This window comes from Kitasatospora sp. NPDC022856, from assembly GCF_055561235.1.
In genome coordinates, this window is sequence record NZ_JBVHHE010000003.1 from 66,922 (window position 1) to 82,126 (window position 15,205).

A 15,205-nucleotide genomic window follows, 5' to 3' on the forward strand; every position below is an offset into this window, starting at 1 on the left:
CCGTGCGCCCGGGGCCGGTGGGCCGGCCCGGGCGGTGGGAGGCTCCGCTCAGGCGACGGTGAACTTGACCGTGCGCTCCTTGTCGCCGGTCTTGTCCAGCACCGAGGTGATGGCGTCGGCGACGTCCTGCGGAGTGATCGCGGCGGTCTGCCCGTTCTTCTTGATCTTCAGCTTGTCGAACACCGTGCCCAACTGGCCGGCGAGCGCGTCCAGGTCCCACTTGGGCACGATCTTGCCGGCGGCGTCGGGCACCAGGGTGAGCGTCTTGGGGGCGGTCTTCGGGCCGAAGTCCCAGGTCTTGGCGCCGGCCGTGATGTGGATCTTCCCGTTGACCGCGGACTTGCCGAGGCTGTCCGCGGCGGCCTGCAGGGCCTGCGGCGAGACCTTGGGCTGGGCGGCCGTCACGGTGAGGGCGACCGGCTGCTCGGCCTTGCCGGTGGCGCGGTCGCGGTAGGCCTGCTCGACCTGGTCCACGGCGGACGCGGCGTCGACCGCCTGGCCGGCCTTGCCGGGCACCACGACCGGCTCGCCGGCGTCGCCGAACCTGACGTAGCCCTCCTGGAGGCCCTGCCCGGACCCGGCGGCCAGCCCCTCCAGGGCGGCCTTGAGCTTGGCCCGGTCCACCTTGACCTCCGGCGGCACGGCCTTCTCGTCGCCCTTCAGCGAGGTGATCACGTCGACCGGGCTGTAGGAGTGCTGGGTGAGCCGGTCCACGGTGGCCGTGGTGTCGAAGCTCAACCCGGCGACGGTCGGGTCGAGGTCCATCGCCTGGTCGCCGATCTTCAGCTTGACCGGCTGCTGGCCGGCCTTGCCGACCGTCTCGTCGAGCTGGTGGATCGCCTGGTCGCGGTTGCTGCCGCCGATGTCCGTGCCGAGCACCACGGTGCCCTTGGGGATGTCGGACTGGTTCAGCATCAGGCCGGTGCCGTACGCGGCGGCGCCGAGGAAGAGCACGCCCGCGACGCCGTAGACGCCGAGCTTGACGAGCTTCTTGCCGCGGCTCGGCCGGGCCTTGCCGGTGGCCGCCTTGGGGGCCTGCGGCGCGGCGGGCGCCGGCTGCTTCGGGGCGGGAGCGGTACCGGCCTCGGCTTCCGGGCCGCCGGGGTACGGCCGGCCGGGGGCGGCGCTGCCGGGGCCGCCCGGCCGACCGGCCTGCGGGTCGGGCGGGGCCGTCGGCTGGGCGCCGGAGACGCCGGGAACGCCGGGGAAGAGGCCGCCGGGGGCGGCGGAGCCGTACGGCTCCGCGCCGGCCTGGGGGCGCTGGGCGGCGAACGGATCGGCGCCGGCCGGGGCCGAGGCGAACAGGCCGTTCTGCGGGGAGCCGTTCGGCGGGAGGCCGTGCTGGGCCGTGCCGCCGGGCAGGCCGGATATGGCGGCGGGCGGGAGGGCCTCCTCGCGGATCGGCGCGAAGCCGTCCACCGAGGTGTCCTCCGGGTTCGCCGCGTCGGCCGGTCCGGCCATCGGGTGGCCCTGGCCCTGGCCCTGCGGAGCGCGGCGGGCCGCGAACGGGTCCGCGCCGGGGCCCGGGCCGAAGGGGTCGGCGCCGGGGCCGGTGGCGAACGGGTCCGCCGGGGCGTCCTCGTAGACGCCGGCCTCGTCCGCCGGGGCGTCCGGGCCGGCGCCGGTGCCGAACGGCGAGGCGGGTGCGCCGGTCGGGCGCGGGGCGGCGGCCTGCGCCGGTACCGCCCGGCCGTTCGGGCGGGCCGTGTCCGGGCCAGCGGTCCGGGCGGGGCGGGCGGCCTTGGGCCGGGCGCCGTTCGGGCGGGCCTCGGTGCCGGGGGCGGGCGCGGGGCCCGGCGCGAAGGGGTCGGCCGGGGCGTCCGCAGCGCCGGCCGGGACGGCGGCGGGCTCCGCCGGGCCCTTCTTCTGGCGCGGCCGGAACCACGCGCCGGTGGACTCCGACTCGGAGGTCGCGGGCGGGATCTCCCACTCCGGCGGCAGGTTCGGCGGGGTGGCCGTCCGCGCGCCGCCGTCCATCACCCCGAGGACGGGGGAGGCGGACGCGGCGGAGCGGTGCCGGGGTCCGGCCGGCTCGGCGGCGGCCGGCGGGGCCTCCTCGCCCTGGCCGTCCTCGTTCTTGACGGTGCTGCGGACCACCACGGGCGGGATCGGGCGCGAGCCCGGGATGTTGATCCGGACCCGCGTGGTCAGCGTGGTCTCCGTCTTCGGGGCTTCGTCCTCCCCGGCCGACGCGGAGCCCGGGGCGGCACCGGCACCCGCGCGGTCGCCGCCGGGGAAACCCGGTGTGCCGTAGGGCGGGGTGCCCGACGGGTAGGCGTCCGGGCCCGTCCGCCGAGGCGTCGGGTGGGCGTTGTCAGATTCGCGGCTGCTCAATGCTGCTCTGCTCCGGGTTCGCGGGCGGGCCGTGCGGCGCGACCGCGGTTCGTGGTCGCCGGGCCTGGCGGGCGGCGGTGGGGTACGGGCGTTCTGCGGCACCACCATACTGGGAAGAACTGACCGGTGAACCGGTTCGGATAGAACCTGATACGTCCGGTTCCTCCGGTATGAGAGTACGGCTGTGTGGTCCTGACTGCGCGTCGTACGCGGTACCGTACGCGGGCCGCCGGGGCGGTCAGCGAGGTGGGCCGGGCACTCCGGGGAACCAGCTCGTCCGGGTCGGCAGGGTGGCGCAGATCACGCCCAGGATCGAGCCCGCGAACAGCCAGGCGAGCGACGTGGCGTTGGTCCAGAGCACGTTGTCGCCCTCGGGCCGGGGGACCATCACCAGCAGCAGTGCCAGGAACCAGCCGGCCGCCGGCAGTGCGGCGCCGAGCCGGGTGCCGGTCACCCGCAGGCCCGCGTAGAACGTGGCGCCGGTGGCGGCGAGCGCCAGCAGGACTCCCACGGGCGGCCACAAGGCCTGCACAAATGCTCCGCAGACCGAGACCGCGACGCCCAGCAGGAAGAACAGGACATAGGCCGCGATCCGCCCGATCCGCGGGGGCTGCGGCTCGGCCAGCCGCTCGGCGCGGGTGCCGAGGACGGCCGCCGGGATCGAGCGGCGACGGGCCTGCGGGGTGGCGGGCTCGGTCATCGGGCACTCTCCTCGAAGGTGCTGTCCAGGCCGGCGAAGAGGTCGTCCTCCGGCAGCGGCCGTCCGGCCCGGCCGCGGACCAGCTGGTAGTACTCGGTGGCGACCAGCGGCTGGCCGAGGTCGTTGGAGAGCGTGAACCAGTCGCCGTGCACGGTGATCTGGGTGGCGTGGGCGGCCATCGCGGCCGCCTTGCGGTCGGCGTACGCGGCGCCGTCCAGCACGGTGGTGACCACGGCGTCGTCCACCACGCCGGGTACGTCGGAGGGGCTCGCGACGCCGGGCGACGGCGCCTTGGCGGCCGTCTCGGCCAGCCCCCGCTCGATCACCGACCGGGGCATCCGGTTCCAGTACACCTTGGCGATCCGCCAGGCCGGACCCAGGTCGGGCCGGTACGCCGGGTCGGCGGCCAGTTCGTACGCGCGCATCGCCACCCGGTGCGCCTGGATGTGGTCCGGGTGACCGTAGCCGCCGTCCTCGTCGTAGGTGACCAGGACCTGGGGCCGCACCTCGCGGACCACCGCGACCAGGTGGCCGGCCGCCTCGTCCACGTCCGCCCGCCAGAAGCAGCCGGGCACGTCGTTGTCGGGGACGCCCATCATCCCCGAGTCGCGGTAGCGGCCGGGGCCGCCGAGGAAGCGGAAATCGGCGACGCCGACGGCGCGCATGGCGTCGGTCAGCTCGCCGATCCGGTGGGGGCCGAGGGTGTCGTCCCGATCCGCCGTCAGGTGGGCCAGCTCCGGCGGGATCACCTCGCCGCCCTCGCCGAGGGTGCAGGTCACCAGGGTGACCAGGGCGCCCTCGGCGGCGTACCTGGCCATCGTGGCGCCGTTGCCGATCGACTCGTCGTCGGGGTGGGCGTGTACCAGGAGCAGGCGGCGGCCGGTAGTCGCGGTCATGGGAGGAAGCCTAACGACCGCGTGCGGGGGGTCAGAGCTTCAGGCCGTTGATCATTCCGGCGAGGTTGCTGGTGACCTGGCTGATCGACGGCGCGATGGAGCTGGACGCCAGGTAGAAGCCGAGCAGCGCGCAGACGATCGCGTGCCCGAGCTTCAGGCCGGAGCGGCGGATCAGCACCACCACGATGACCAGCATCAGCATGGCTGCGGAGATGGACAAAGCCATGTCGGCTCACACCCCTTCTCGGGTGCGCCACCCCCTCGGGGAGGGCGGCGGTCGGGACCGTGCGGGACTTGCGGTCGGGCGACCGGGGCCCGGGACGGGGCCTGACGATCACTCGTTGAACCAGTCATACCCGATGTGTGAGGGGCGCATTACGTTCAGTGAGGCTGCACGCGCCGGGGCATGGTGGCACAAATGGGGCGCATGGGCCGGTCGGAAGGGGTGTGGACCCCGTTCAGGGGTCCCGGTCGACGATGCTCCGAACGAGTGATCAAAATCCTCCGGGTGGGGGCGGGGGAACGTCATAGGGTCTGGTGCCATGACCTCCCACACCCCTGCGGACACCTTCCCGCGGCAGTACGCGCGCACCCTGCGCTACACCGTCGGCGCCCCCCGGTCCTTCTCCGTCGCATCCGACGGCTCCCGGGTCGTCTTCCTGCGCTCCCTGCCCCGCCCCTCGGCCGGGGAGACCCCCCGCGCCGGCGACCGGGCCAACCGCCTCTGGACCCTCGACACCGCCACCGGCGAGGAGCGGATCGCGGCCGATCCGGTCGCCCTGCTCGGCGGCGGCGAGGAGGACCTCTCCCCGGCCGAGAAGGCCCGCCGCGAGCGCAGCCGCGAGGGCTCGGCCGGCATCGTCGGCTACTCCCTCGACGGCGCCGGCGCGCTGGCCGCCTTCGCCCTCTCCGGCCGCCTCTTCACGGCCGACCTGGTCGCCGGCGGCACCGTCGAACTGCCCGCCGAGGGCCCGGTGGTCGACCCCCGCCTCGCCCCGGACGGCGTCCACGTCGCCTACGCCAACACCGCCGGCGAGCTGCGGCTCACCCGCGCCGACGGGACGGCCGACCGGGCCCTCGCGCAGCCCGACGGCCCGGGCGTGACGTGGGGCCAGGCCGAGTTCATCGCCCAGGAGGAGATGAGCCGCGACCGCGGCTTCTGGTGGTCGCCGCAGAGCGACCGGCTGCTGGTCGAGCGGGCCGACGACACCCCGGTGCGCCGCTGGTGGATCGCCGACCCGGCCAACCCGGGCACCGAGCCCGCCGAGATCGCCTACCCCGCGGCCGGCACCGCCAACGCCGGCGTCGGGCTCTGGCTGATCGGCCTGGACGGCGGCCGGACGGAGGTCCGCTGGGACGACGCGGCCTTCCCGTACCTGGCCCGGGTGCACTGGTCGGCGGGCGGCGTGCCACTGCTGCTCGTCCAGGCCCGCGACCAGCGCAGCCAGCGCATCCTCGGGGTGGACGTCGAGACCGGCGCCACCGAGGTGCTGTTCGAGGAGCACGACGACGCCTGGCTGGAGCTCTTCCAGGGCGTGCCCGCCTGGACGCCGGACGGCAAGCTGGTCCGGATCTCCGACGGCGCGGGCGAGGACGGCGTGCGGGCGCTGGTGATCGGCGACCAGACCGTCACCGGCGCCGACCTGCTGGTGCGCTCGGTGGTGGCGGTGACGGCCGAGGAGGTCTTCTTCACCGCCTCCGGCGGCGCCGGCGAGACCGACCCCGAGCCGGGCTGGATCGCGGTCGGCCGGATCAGCCACGACGGCAAGCGGCTCTCCTGGGAGGCCGCCAACGACCGGCCGTTCACCTCGGTCACGTCGGCGGTGCACGCGGCCGGCATCACCGTGCGGGCCACCGCCGAGCCCGACCTGCCGGGCACGCTGGTGCAGGTCGCCCGGGACCTCCCGGAGGGCGTGGTGGTCGACGTCGTCGCCACCGTCGCGTCCTACGCCGAGACGCCGGTGCTCACCGCGCGCCCGGTGTTCCGCTTCGCGGGCGAGCGCCGCATCCCCGCCGCGGTCTTCCTGCCCACCGGCTACGACCGCGAGCGGGACGGCCTGCTGCCCGTCCTGATGGACCCGTACGGCGGCCCGCACGGGCAGCGCGTCGTCCAGGCGCACAACCCGCACCTCAACTCGCAGTGGTTCGCCGACCAGGGCTTCGCGGTGGTCGTCGCCGACGGGCGCGGCACCCCCGGGCGCGGGCCGGCCTGGGAGAAGTCGATCGCCTTCGACTTCGCCGGCGCGACCCTGGACGACCAGGTGGACGCGGTGCGGGCGCTCGCCGAGGAGTTCCCGCTGGACCTCGGCCGGGTCGCCATCCGCGGCTGGTCGTACGGCGGCTACCTCGCGGCGCTCGCCGTGCTGCGCCGCCCGGACGTCTTCCACGCGGCCGTGGCCGGCGCCCCGGTGACCGAGTGGGAGCTGTACGACACCCACTACACCGAGCGCTACCTGGGCCACCCCGCCGAGCGGCCCGACGTCTACGCGGCCAACTCGCTGACCGGCCACGCGGCCGGGCTGGAGCGCCCGCTGATGATCATCCACGGTCTGGCGGACGACAACGTGGTGGCCGCGCACACCCTGCGGCTCTCCTCGGCGCTGCTCGCGGCCGGCCGGCCGCACACCGTGCTGCCGCTCTCGGGGGTGACGCACATGACCCCGCAGGAGGAGGTCGCGGAGAACCTGCTGCTGCTCCAGGTCGACTTCGTGAAGAAGTCGCTCGGCCTCTGAGGCGGGCGGCTGCGAGGTTCAGCGGAGGGGGCCGTCAGGGCGCCGGGGCCCCGCGGACGAGCGGTGCCGAGGCGCCCTCCGCTCCCCCGGCCGCGGGTGCCCGCACGGGGTCGACGGGCCCGGCCCCGGTGGGGACGCCGGCCCCCGGCACTGACAGACGGCGCGCGACCTGCGGCTTCGGTGGCCGGTACCCGTGACACGGGTACCGGCCACCGGCATGACATCCGTCATGCCGAAGGCACGACGGCGGCCACTGCCGCCGGGCCGGGGCCGCGCGGGACTCTGAGCTGGTGCGAACGACACCAGCAGGGGAGAGGACCGGGTCGATGGGTACCGAGGTGGCCGCCTTCCGGGGCGTGGGCAAGAGCTACGGACGGGTGCGGGCGGTGGACGGGCTCGACCTCGTGCTGCGGCCGGGCGAGACCGTCGCGCTGCTCGGCCCGAACGGCGCCGGCAAGTCCAGCAGCCTCGACCTGCTGCTCGGCCTGCGCGAGCCGGACCGCGGCAGCGTCACGCTGTTCGGCGGCGCCCCGCGCGCCGCGATCGCGGCCGGCCGGGTCGGCGCGATGCTGCAGAGCGGCGGGCTGATGGCGGACGTCAAGGTCCGCGAGCTGGTCGGGCTGGCCTGCGACGTCCACCCGCGCGGCCGGGCCGTCCGGGAGGTGCTCGTCGACGCCGGGATCACCGAGCTGGCCGAGCGGCGGGTCGACAGGCTCTCCGGCGGCCAGGAGCAGCGGGTGCGCTTCGCGCTGGCGATCGCCGGGGCCAACGACCTGATCGTGCTGGACGAGCCCACCACCGGCATGGACGTCTCGGTCCGCCGGTCGTTCTGGGCGAGCATGCGGGCGCAGGCCGACGCCGGGCGCACGGTGCTGTTCGCCACCCACTACCTGGAGGAGGCGGACTCGGTCGCCGACCGCGTCCTCGTGCTGCACCGGGGCCGGCTGATCGCGGACGGCACGTCCGCCGAGATCAAGGCGAAGGCCGGGGCCCGCCGGATCACCTTCGAGCTGCACGACGTGGACGGCCCGTTCGAGGAGGCGGCGCTGCGTCGCCTGCCGGGGGTGCTGGCCCTGGACGTCAGCGGCCGGGTCCCGGGGGTGCGGACCGTCCGGATCCGGACGGCGGACGCCGACGCCGGCGTCGCCGGGCTCTACCGGGCGGGTCTGTACCCGCGCGGGCTGGAGGTGACCGGCCTGGGCCTGGAGCAGGCCTTCCTGACCATCACCGGCGAGCAGGACACCGCCGACACCACCGAGTTCGCGACGGAGGCCGCCCGATGACCACGCTGATCCGGCTGGAGATCACGCGCACCCTGCGCAACAAGCGGTACGTGCTCTTCACGGTGCTCTACCCGGCGCTGATGTACTTCTTCTTCATCCACGCCTACGGCACCGACCAGGTGGCCGGCGGCCTCCCGGTGAAGACCTACTTCATGGTCTCGATGGCCACCTTCGGCGCGGTCGGCGCGGTGCTCACCGGCAGTGCGCAGCGGATCTCGCTGGAGCGCAGGAGCGGCTGGGTGCGCCAGCTGCGGCTGACGGCGCTGCCCGGCCGGGCGTACACCGTCGCCAAGATCGCCGCCGGCGCGGTCACGACGCTGCCCGCGATCCTGGTGGTCTTCGGGGTCGGGGCCGCCCAGGGCGTGCGGATGGGGGCCGCCGAGTGGGCCGGCCTGGCCGTGGCGCTCTGGCTGGGCAGCTTCGTCTTCGCGGCGCTCGGGGTGGCGCTCGGCTACGCGGCGGGGGCGGACTCGGTGCAGACCGTCGTGATGATCACCTACATGGTGATGGCGCTGTTCGGCGGGACGTGGTTCCCGGTGACCGGCACGCTGCGGACGATCGCCCAGGTCAACCCGGTCTACCTGTACAACCGGCTGGCCGGCTTCACCCGGCCCGGACAGTCGCTGGACCTGGTCGCGGTCGGCGGTCTGGCCGGCTTCCTGGTGGTCTTCACCGCGGCCGCGGCCGTGCTGTACCGCCGGGACACCCGGCGGGCATGATGGCCACCATGTCCGACACGCCCCGCACCCACCGCACCGACGAGCCGGAGGCGGGGCCGGTGTCCTTCATGAACGTCCCCGGCGCCACCGTGGAGAACCGGCGGCAGCTGCTGGTCAAGGTCAGCTGGATGCTGCTCTGGATGGTCTACCTGCTCTACCCGGTGGGCGACCTGCTCAAGGACGGGCACTCGCCCGCGGCGACGGTGGCCGGCTGGATCGCCCTGGTGGCGTTCGTCGGCTGCTACGTCAGCCTGGTGGTGTTCCGTTCGATGGCCGGCATGCGGCCGCTGGCCTGCCGGGTGGTGGTCGCGGCGATGATCGTGACGGCGGTCGTCACCTCCTTCGGCCTCGGCACCGCGTGGCTCACGCTCTTCACCTACGCCTCGGTCGCCGTGGCGATCATCGCGCCGGTGCGCTTCGCGCTCGCCGGGGTCGCCGCGATGGCCGGGCTGACCGTCGTGGTCGGGCTGCTCAGCCGCGCCGACCACGGGGACATCCCCACCATCGCGCTCACCGCCTTCCTCTCCGGGGCCGCCATGACCGGGCTGCAGCGCCTGGTCGCGACCATGCGGGAGCTGCGCGAGGCACGGGCCGCCGTCGCCCACCTCGCCGCCTCGGAGGAGCGGCTGCGGATGGCCCGGGACCTGCACGACCTGCTCGGGCACTCGCTGTCGCTGATCACGCTGAAGAGCGAGCTGGCCGGGCGCTTCATGGACGGCGGCAAGGAGGAGGCCGCGCGGGCGCAGGTCGCCGACATCGAGAAGGTGGCCCGGCAGTCGCTGATCGACGTCCGGGAGGCGGTGACCGGCTTCCGCCGGCCCACCCTGCCGGTCGAACTCGCCGCCGCCCGGACGGCGCTGGCGGCCGCGCAGGTCAGCCTGGAGGCGGCGCCGGAGCTGGTGGACGCCTGGCCCGGGCTGGCCAACGAGGAGGCCGGCGCGCTGGCCTGGGCGCTGCGCGAGGCGGTCACCAACATCGTCCGGCACGGCGAGGGGGCCACGGTCTGCACGGTGCGGGCGGACGAGACGTGGGAGGGCGGCGGCGAGCGGTACGCCGTCCTGGAGGTCTGCGACAACGGGGCCGGGCCGGGCAAGTCCGGGCCGGGCAACGGGCTCTCCGGGCTGGAGGAGCGGCTGGCGCTGGTCGGCGGCCGGCTGGAGACCGGCCCGGGCGACCGCGGCCGGGGGTTCCGGCTGCGCGCGCTGGTCCCGCTGCGCTCGGTCTCCGTCGTGTAGGGGCGCGGGCCTAAGGTCGTCGGCATGAGTGAGATGCGAAACGACGGTGCCCCGTCCGTCCGCGTGCTGCTGGCGGAGGATCAGGGGATGGTCCGGGAGGCGCTGGCCGCGCTGCTCGGGCTGGAGGGGGACATCGACGTGGTGGCCCAGGTGGGGCGCGGCGACGAGGTGGTGGACGCGGCGGTCGCCCACGACGTGCAGGTCGCGGTGCTGGACATCGAGATGCCCGGCATGACCGGGATCGAGGCCGCGGCGGAGCTGCGCCGGCTGCGGCCGCAGACCAGGGTCGTGATCGCGACCACCTTCGGCCGCCCCGGCTACCTGCGGCGGGCGATGGAGTCGGGGGCGGACGCCTTCCTGGTCAAGGACGCCCCGGCGGCCGAGCTGGCGGAGGCGATCCGCCGGGTGCTGCGCGGCGAGCGGGTGATCGACCCGGTGCTGGCCGCCGCCGCGCTCGCCGAAGGGGCGAACCCGTTGACGGCGCGCGAGCGGGACGTGCTCGCGGCCGCCGCGGACGGCGCCGTGAACGCCGAGATCGCCCGCCGGCTGCACCTCTCCGAGGGGACGGTGCGCAACTACCTCTCGATGGCGATCCAGAAGACCGAGGCCCGCAACCGCACCGAGGCGGTCCGGATCGCCCGCGAGAAGGGCTGGCTGTAGGCCCGGCGCGGGCCGGACGGACGGGGCGCGGCCCGGCGGCGGTCAGTTGAGCCGGTGCCGGGCCGCCCGGGCCTCCAGACGGACCTTCGCCGCGGTGTCCGGGTCGAAGGCGTCCAGGATCTCGGCGTAGGCGTCCATCTCGGCCGAGCCGCCGAGGAAGTCGCCGGTCCGCACCAGCAGTTCCGCCCGCTCCAGCCGGAGCTGGGCCGGGTGCCGGGGCAGCAGCAGGGAGAGTTCGGTGGCCCAGAGCTGGGTGCGGGCGTGCTCGGGGCGCTCGGCGGCCCAGGCGCGGATGTTGCCGAGCACCCGCAGCACGGTGTCCAGCGGCTGGGCCGGGGTGAGCAGTTCGGGCGAGAACGGGTGGCCGGCGGCCCGGACCAGGCCGGCCGCGTCCTCCAGGTCGAGCAGCCGCCCGCCGTGGAACGGGTCGGCCAGGACGTAGTCGTCCCCGCCGTCCGGGCCGCCGACCGCGACGATGAAGTGGCCCGGCAGCGCGATCCCGTGCACCGGCACGCCGGCCCGCCGGCCGACCGCCGTCCAGACCAGCGCGAGCATGATCGGCAGGCCGCGCCGACGCCGCAGCACGTCGGGCAGCAGCGAGGACTCCAGCCGCCGGTAGTCGGACTGCCGCCCGTGGAACCGCTCCCGCCCGCCGAGCACGGCGGCCAGCAGCGCGGCCGTCTCCTCCGGCCCGGTCGGGACCCGCTCGGCGACGGCGAGCCGGACGGCGGCGGCGTGCCGCTCCAGGGCCGCCTCGCAGGCGGCCAGCAGGGCCTCCAGGGTGGGCGGGTCCCGGGGGTCGTCCGGGTCCGGGACGGGGCTGTGTTCGGCGGCCGCGAGCAGGCAGAGCAGCACCGGATCGGGGTGCTCGGCCCGGGCCTCGGTCCGGAAGCGTGCTCGGCTCTGCTCGGTCACGGTGGCTGCGACGGCTTTCATGCGGGCGGACGGACAGGCGGAACGGAACTGACGGGTGGCACCGGCGGCCGGGCCGACGGGCGGGTGGGGCGGACGGACGTGGCGCCACGACCGTGCTACCCCTGGGGCAGACGGGCGTAGTGGTAAGTGTGACTGGTCGTGAAGCCAATTCCGTCATAGAGCGCGATCGCACCATCGTTCTCCGCCTCGACCTGGAGGTGGGCACCGGTCGCGCCCTCCTCGGCGGCCCGGGCGGCGAGCACCGCCATCAGCGTGGTGGCCAGGCCCGCACGGCGGGCGTACGGGGCGACCTCGATCGCGCCGAAGCAGGCCCACGGGCCGTCGATGACGCAGCGTCCGATGGCCAGCGGCGGCTGCCCGGGCGCGCCCGGCGCGGTGGCGAACCAGACCGACGGGCCGCCGTGGATCACCTGCCGCGCCGCCTCCTCCACCGCCGGGTCGCCGGTGACCCGCCGGTACAGCGACATCCACTCGGCGCCGGCCGTCCGGGCGAGCCGCACGCGCCGGTGGCCGGAGCCGAGCCGGGCCAGCGGGGCCAGCGGGGCGATCCGTACCAGCGTCGGCGAGTACGCCGCGCCCAGCCGGTCCAGCTCGCCGCGCAGGTCCTCGGGCGAGCCGGGCGTGCTGACCTCCACCCAGGCCGGCAGGCCGCGCGCCGCGTACCACCGCCGGACGGTCGCGAGCGCCTCGTCCAGGGGCAGGCCGGGGTCGCCGAGGGTCTGGACCGAGTTGGCCCGCCGGGTGAAGCCGGCGGACGCCCGCAGCGTCCACCCGCCGAGCGGCTCCTGCTCGACGGCGGGCCAGCCGCGCGCGGCGATCCGCTGGAGCTCCTCCGGCGGGGCGGCGGGCAGCGCGGCCCGCCGGGCCGGGAAGAGCGGCACCACCTTGCCCGCGACCAGCAGCTTCTCCGCGAAGGTGACCGGAGCGCCGCGCCGCGGGGCGACGGTAAGCTCATGATCGTCCCAGGATGTGAGCACACCGATCACATCGCGGAATACTGGCCTGTCGTCCACGAACTCCGCGACACGCCGAACTGACACCCGTAGTCCCACGTCAGAGCGATCTATCCGGACCTCCGGACGGTCCTGGACCGGCCCGCCAGCCGCCATCTGGGCACCTCCTGTGCATTTGCGGTCTCCGACCCGCGATACTAGGGGCGGGCATCGACGACGCCGCGCTCACCCGCGCACGCGAGCAAACAGAATGGGCCGCCGAGCCCTTCCGAGGAGGAACGACAGCGTGACCTACGTCATCGCGCAGCCTTGTGTCGACGTCAAGGACAAGGCCTGCATCGAAGAGTGCCCGGTTGACTGCATCTACGAGGGCGAGCGATCGCTCTACATCCACCCGGATGAGTGTGTCGACTGCGGCGCTTGCGAGCCGGTCTGCCCGGTCGAGGCGATCTTCTACGAGGACGACACTCCGGAGGAGTGGAAGGACTACTACAAGGCGAACGTCGAGTTCTTCGACGACCTCGGTTCGCCCGGTGGCGCCTCGAAGCTCGGCCTGATCGAGCGCGACCACCCCTTCATCGCCGCTCTGCCGCCGCAGAACACCGACGAGCACTGAACGATCGGTGGCAACTGAGCTGTGAGTACCAAGAACAGCACGCACGCGCCGTTCCCGGGCCACCCGGGGGCGGCGCGCCGCGTTTCCGATCTCCTGCCGGTCTTCCCCTGGGACAAGCTGGAGCCGTACAAGAAGACGGCGCTGGCCCACCCCGGCGGGCTCTGCGACTTCTCGGTGGGCACCCCGGTCGACCCGGTTCCCGAGGTGATCCAGAAGGCGCTGGCCGCGGCCACCGACACGCCCGGCTACCCGACCGTCTGGGGCCCGCTGGAGCTGCGCGAGGCGATCGCCGGGTGGCTGCGCCGCCGGGTCGGCGCCGAGATCGGCCCGCAGGCCGTCCTGCCCACGGTCGGCTCCAAGGAGCTGGTGGCCTGGCTGCCGACCCAGCTCGGCCTCGGCCCCGGTGACCAGGTGGCCTACCCGCGGCTGGCCTACCCGACCTACGAGGTCGGCGCGCGGCTCTGCGGCGCGGAGCCGGTCGAGTACGACTCGGTGGACGAGCTGGACGGCTCGCGGGTCCGCCTGCTCTGGGTCAACTCGCCCTCCAACCCGACCGGCCGGGTGCTCGGCCCGGACGAGCTGCGCCGGGCGGTCGAGTGGGCCCGGGAGCACCGGGCGCTGCTGGTCAGCGACGAGTGCTACCTGGAGCTGGGCTGGGAGGCCGACCCGGCCTCCGTGCTGCACCCGGACATCTGCGGGGCCGCCGACGACGGGACGCAGCACGAGGGCCTGCTGGCCGTCCACTCGCTGTCCAAGCGCTCCAACCTGGCCGGGTACCGCGCCTCCTTCGTGGCGGGCGACCCGGTGGTGGTCAAGGAGCTGCTGGGGGTGCGCAAGCACGGCGGGATGATCGTCCCGGCCCCGGTCCAGGCGGCGGTCGTCGCGGCGCTCGCCGACGACGCGCACGTGGCCGAGCAGCGCGGGCGCTACGCCGCCCGCCGGGCGGCCCTGCGCGCGGCGCTGGAGGCGTACGGCTTCCGGGTGGAGCACTCGGAGGCGAGCCTGTACCTGTGGGCGACCCAGGACCGGCCGTGCTGGGAGACGGTGGCCGAACTGGCCGGGCTGGGCATCCTGGTGGCGCCCGGCGACTTCTACGGGCCGGCCGGCGAGCGGTTCGTCCGGGTCGCGTTCACCGCGACCGACGAGCGGGTCGCGGCGGCCGTGGAGCGGCTGCGCGGCTGACCCGCGGAGCCCGAGCGCGGCGAAGGGGGCCGGTGTCCAGGACGGGACACCGGCCCCCTTCGGTGCTGTGCGGGGCGCGCCGGGCGGCGCCGGATCAGCCGATCGGCAGGCCGCCGAGGCCACCGCCGCCGATCCCGCCGAGCAGGCCGGTGATCGGGCTGAGACCGGCCAGCGGGGAGTTCGGGCCGAGGTCGGCGCCGCCGAGGCGGTTGGCCGAGCCGTGCTCGGCCAGGCCGAGCAGGTCCGTGCCGGGGACGTCGGCCGGCAGCGCGCGGCCCAGGGCGCCGAGCGGGAGCGCGTCGGTCACGGCGTTGGTCCCGGGGACGGCGCCGGCGAGCGCACCGGCGCCCGGCAGCCCCTGGGTCAGGCCGGCGGTCTGCGAGAGCCCGCCGACCGGGTTGGCGCCGGCGGCCGCGCTGCGGCCGGTCGCGCCCGGGCCGCCGTTGACGGCCTCGCCGAGCTTGCCGGCCAGTGCGGCGGCGACCTTCGGGGTGATGCCGGAGAGCTGGCCGGTGGTGGCGGCGGTCTTGTCCACCGGGGCGGTCAGCGAGCTGGCCTTCTCGTTCGCCTCGGGCAGCTGGTGGGCGACGATGTTGCCGGTGGCGTCGGCGGTCGCCGGGACGCCCGCGGCGACGGTGGCGGCGCCGGTGTCCCCGGCGGCCTGGCCGAGCTCGTGGGTGGTGTGCTGCAGGGTGGATCCCGCGTCGGTGTTGGTCAGCTGGCCGAGCGGCGCCGCCAGGTCGGACTTGGGCAGCAGCGCGTCGGCGGCGGACGCGGTGCCGGCCGCGACGAGCGGGGTCGCGCCGGCCGCCACGAGCAGTGCGGCCTGGGCGATCCGGCGCGTGAGGGAGTGAGACATGGGGCTCCTCGAAAGGGTCTTGGGTCCGTCCTGTCCGCCGGGCGGACGACGTTCTTACCGCTTCAGAAGCCAGAAGGTTTCGGCCGGTGCAAGGAAACGG

14 protein-coding genes are annotated in these 15,205 nt (G+C 75.3%); 7 read left to right on the top strand and 7 right to left on the bottom strand.

The genetic code is table 11. The features are described 5' to 3' along the window. Positions 1 to 48: 48 nt before the first annotated feature. The 4 genes from ACZ34W_RS05235 to ACZ34W_RS05250 all read right to left on the bottom strand — a co-directional run bounded on the left by ACZ34W_RS05235 (position 49) and on the right by ACZ34W_RS05250 (position 4,156). Positions 49 to 2,334: a hypothetical protein gene (locus ACZ34W_RS05235; RefSeq protein WP_465601962.1), complete on the bottom strand. Its 2,286-nt coding sequence runs from the start codon at positions 2,332 to 2,334 to the stop codon at positions 49 to 51. 238 nt (positions 2,335 to 2,572) lie between these two features. After that, on the bottom strand, positions 2,573 to 3,034 hold the full coding sequence (locus ACZ34W_RS05240) for a DUF6113 family protein (RefSeq protein ID WP_329489453.1): 462 nt from the start codon (positions 3,032 to 3,034) through the stop codon (positions 2,573 to 2,575). Further along, the gene (gene mshB / locus ACZ34W_RS05245) at positions 3,031 to 3,930 is read right to left on the bottom strand and encodes an N-acetyl-1-D-myo-inositol-2-amino-2-deoxy-alpha-D-glucopyranoside deacetylase (RefSeq protein ID WP_359834932.1); all 900 of its coding nucleotides are present in this window, start codon (positions 3,928 to 3,930) and stop codon (positions 3,031 to 3,033) included. Before mshB ends, ACZ34W_RS05240 begins: the two co-directional genes overlap by 4 nt. 31 nt (positions 3,931 to 3,961) lie before the next feature. Continuing rightward, complete coding sequence (locus ACZ34W_RS05250; RefSeq protein WP_045939028.1) at positions 3,962 to 4,156, bottom strand: DUF2304 family protein; 195 nt, start codon at positions 4,154 to 4,156, stop codon at positions 3,962 to 3,964. A gap of 316 nt (positions 4,157 to 4,472) precedes the next feature. Here ACZ34W_RS05250 and ACZ34W_RS05255 point away from each other — a divergent pair, with 316 nt between their 5' ends. The 5 genes from ACZ34W_RS05255 to ACZ34W_RS05275 all read left to right on the top strand — a co-directional run bounded on the left by ACZ34W_RS05255 (position 4,473) and on the right by ACZ34W_RS05275 (position 10,559). Then, positions 4,473 to 6,662, top strand: a complete 2,190-nt coding sequence (locus ACZ34W_RS05255) for a S9 family peptidase (protein ID WP_465601965.1) — start codon at positions 4,473 to 4,475, stop codon at positions 6,660 to 6,662. 326 nt (positions 6,663 to 6,988) lie between these two features. Continuing rightward, positions 6,989 to 7,945: an ABC transporter ATP-binding protein gene (locus ACZ34W_RS05260; RefSeq protein WP_465601968.1), complete on the top strand. Its 957-nt coding sequence runs from the start codon at positions 6,989 to 6,991 to the stop codon at positions 7,943 to 7,945. Then, a complete protein-coding gene (locus ACZ34W_RS05265) occupies positions 7,942 to 8,664 on the top strand; it encodes an ABC transporter permease (RefSeq protein ID WP_359803296.1) in 723 nt (240 codons plus the stop codon). The genes ACZ34W_RS05260 and ACZ34W_RS05265 overlap by 4 nt, the downstream gene beginning before the upstream one ends. 8 nt (positions 8,665 to 8,672) lie before the next feature. Further along, positions 8,673 to 9,899, top strand: coding sequence for a sensor histidine kinase (locus ACZ34W_RS05270; protein WP_359803294.1), 1,227 nt, complete (start codon positions 8,673 to 8,675; stop codon positions 9,897 to 9,899). A gap of 33 nt (positions 9,900 to 9,932) precedes the next feature. Then, complete coding sequence (locus ACZ34W_RS05275; RefSeq protein WP_380388404.1) at positions 9,933 to 10,559, top strand: response regulator; 627 nt, start codon at positions 9,933 to 9,935, stop codon at positions 10,557 to 10,559. A gap of 42 nt (positions 10,560 to 10,601) precedes the next feature. Here ACZ34W_RS05275 and ACZ34W_RS05280 read toward each other — a convergent pair whose 3' ends face one another. Next, positions 10,602 to 11,495 (bottom strand): transglutaminase family protein, encoded by an 894-nt coding sequence (locus tag ACZ34W_RS05280; RefSeq protein ID WP_465601971.1) that lies wholly within the window; start codon positions 11,493 to 11,495, stop codon positions 10,602 to 10,604. Between the two features lie 95 nt (positions 11,496 to 11,590). Further along, positions 11,591 to 12,604, bottom strand: coding sequence for a GNAT family N-acetyltransferase (locus ACZ34W_RS05285; RefSeq protein WP_465601973.1), 1,014 nt, complete (start codon positions 12,602 to 12,604; stop codon positions 11,591 to 11,593). 130 nt (positions 12,605 to 12,734) lie between these two features. Here ACZ34W_RS05285 and fdxA point away from each other — a divergent pair, with 130 nt between their 5' ends. Beyond that, complete coding sequence (fdxA, locus tag ACZ34W_RS05290) at positions 12,735 to 13,064, top strand: ferredoxin (RefSeq protein ID WP_329489462.1); 330 nt, start codon at positions 12,735 to 12,737, stop codon at positions 13,062 to 13,064. A 21-nt stretch (positions 13,065 to 13,085) separates the two neighbouring features. Then, entirely contained in the window at positions 13,086 to 14,246 is a 1,161-nt protein-coding gene (gene dapC / locus ACZ34W_RS05295; protein ID WP_465601975.1) for a succinyldiaminopimelate transaminase, read from the top strand. Between the two features lie 94 nt (positions 14,247 to 14,340). Here dapC and ACZ34W_RS05300 read toward each other — a convergent pair whose 3' ends face one another. Further along, positions 14,341 to 15,105 (bottom strand): hypothetical protein, encoded by a 765-nt coding sequence (locus tag ACZ34W_RS05300; RefSeq protein WP_329489464.1) that lies wholly within the window; start codon positions 15,103 to 15,105, stop codon positions 14,341 to 14,343. Between the last annotated feature and the right edge of the window lie 100 nt (positions 15,106 to 15,205).

Excerpts from the sequence above, each read along its gene's own strand:
- ACZ34W_RS05265 (WP_359803296.1), top strand. The coding sequence starts at position 7,942 with ATGACCACGCTGATCCGGCTGGAGATCACGCGCACCCTGCGCAACAAG.
- ACZ34W_RS05260 (WP_465601968.1), top strand. The coding sequence starts at position 6,989 with ATGGGTACCGAGGTGGCCGCCTTCCGGGGCGTGGGCAAGAGCTACGGA.
- ACZ34W_RS05255 (WP_465601965.1), top strand. The coding sequence starts at position 4,473 with ATGACCTCCCACACCCCTGCGGACACCTTCCCGCGGCAGTACGCGCGC.
- ACZ34W_RS05280 (WP_465601971.1), bottom strand. The coding sequence starts at position 11,495 with ATGAAAGCCGTCGCAGCCACCGTGACCGAGCAGAGCCGAGCACGCTTC.
- mshB (WP_359834932.1), bottom strand. The coding sequence starts at position 3,930 with ATGACCGCGACTACCGGCCGCCGCCTGCTCCTGGTACACGCCCACCCC.
- ACZ34W_RS05240 (WP_329489453.1), bottom strand. The coding sequence starts at position 3,034 with ATGACCGAGCCCGCCACCCCGCAGGCCCGTCGCCGCTCGATCCCGGCG.
- ACZ34W_RS05275 (WP_380388404.1), top strand. The coding sequence starts at position 9,933 with ATGCGAAACGACGGTGCCCCGTCCGTCCGCGTGCTGCTGGCGGAGGAT.
- ACZ34W_RS05300 (WP_329489464.1), bottom strand. The coding sequence starts at position 15,105 with ATGTCTCACTCCCTCACGCGCCGGATCGCCCAGGCCGCACTGCTCGTG.
- ACZ34W_RS05285 (WP_465601973.1), bottom strand. The coding sequence starts at position 12,604 with ATGGCGGCTGGCGGGCCGGTCCAGGACCGTCCGGAGGTCCGGATAGAT.
- ACZ34W_RS05250 (WP_045939028.1), bottom strand. The coding sequence starts at position 4,156 with ATGGCTTTGTCCATCTCCGCAGCCATGCTGATGCTGGTCATCGTGGTG.
- ACZ34W_RS05270 (WP_359803294.1), top strand. The coding sequence starts at position 8,673 with ATGTCCGACACGCCCCGCACCCACCGCACCGACGAGCCGGAGGCGGGG.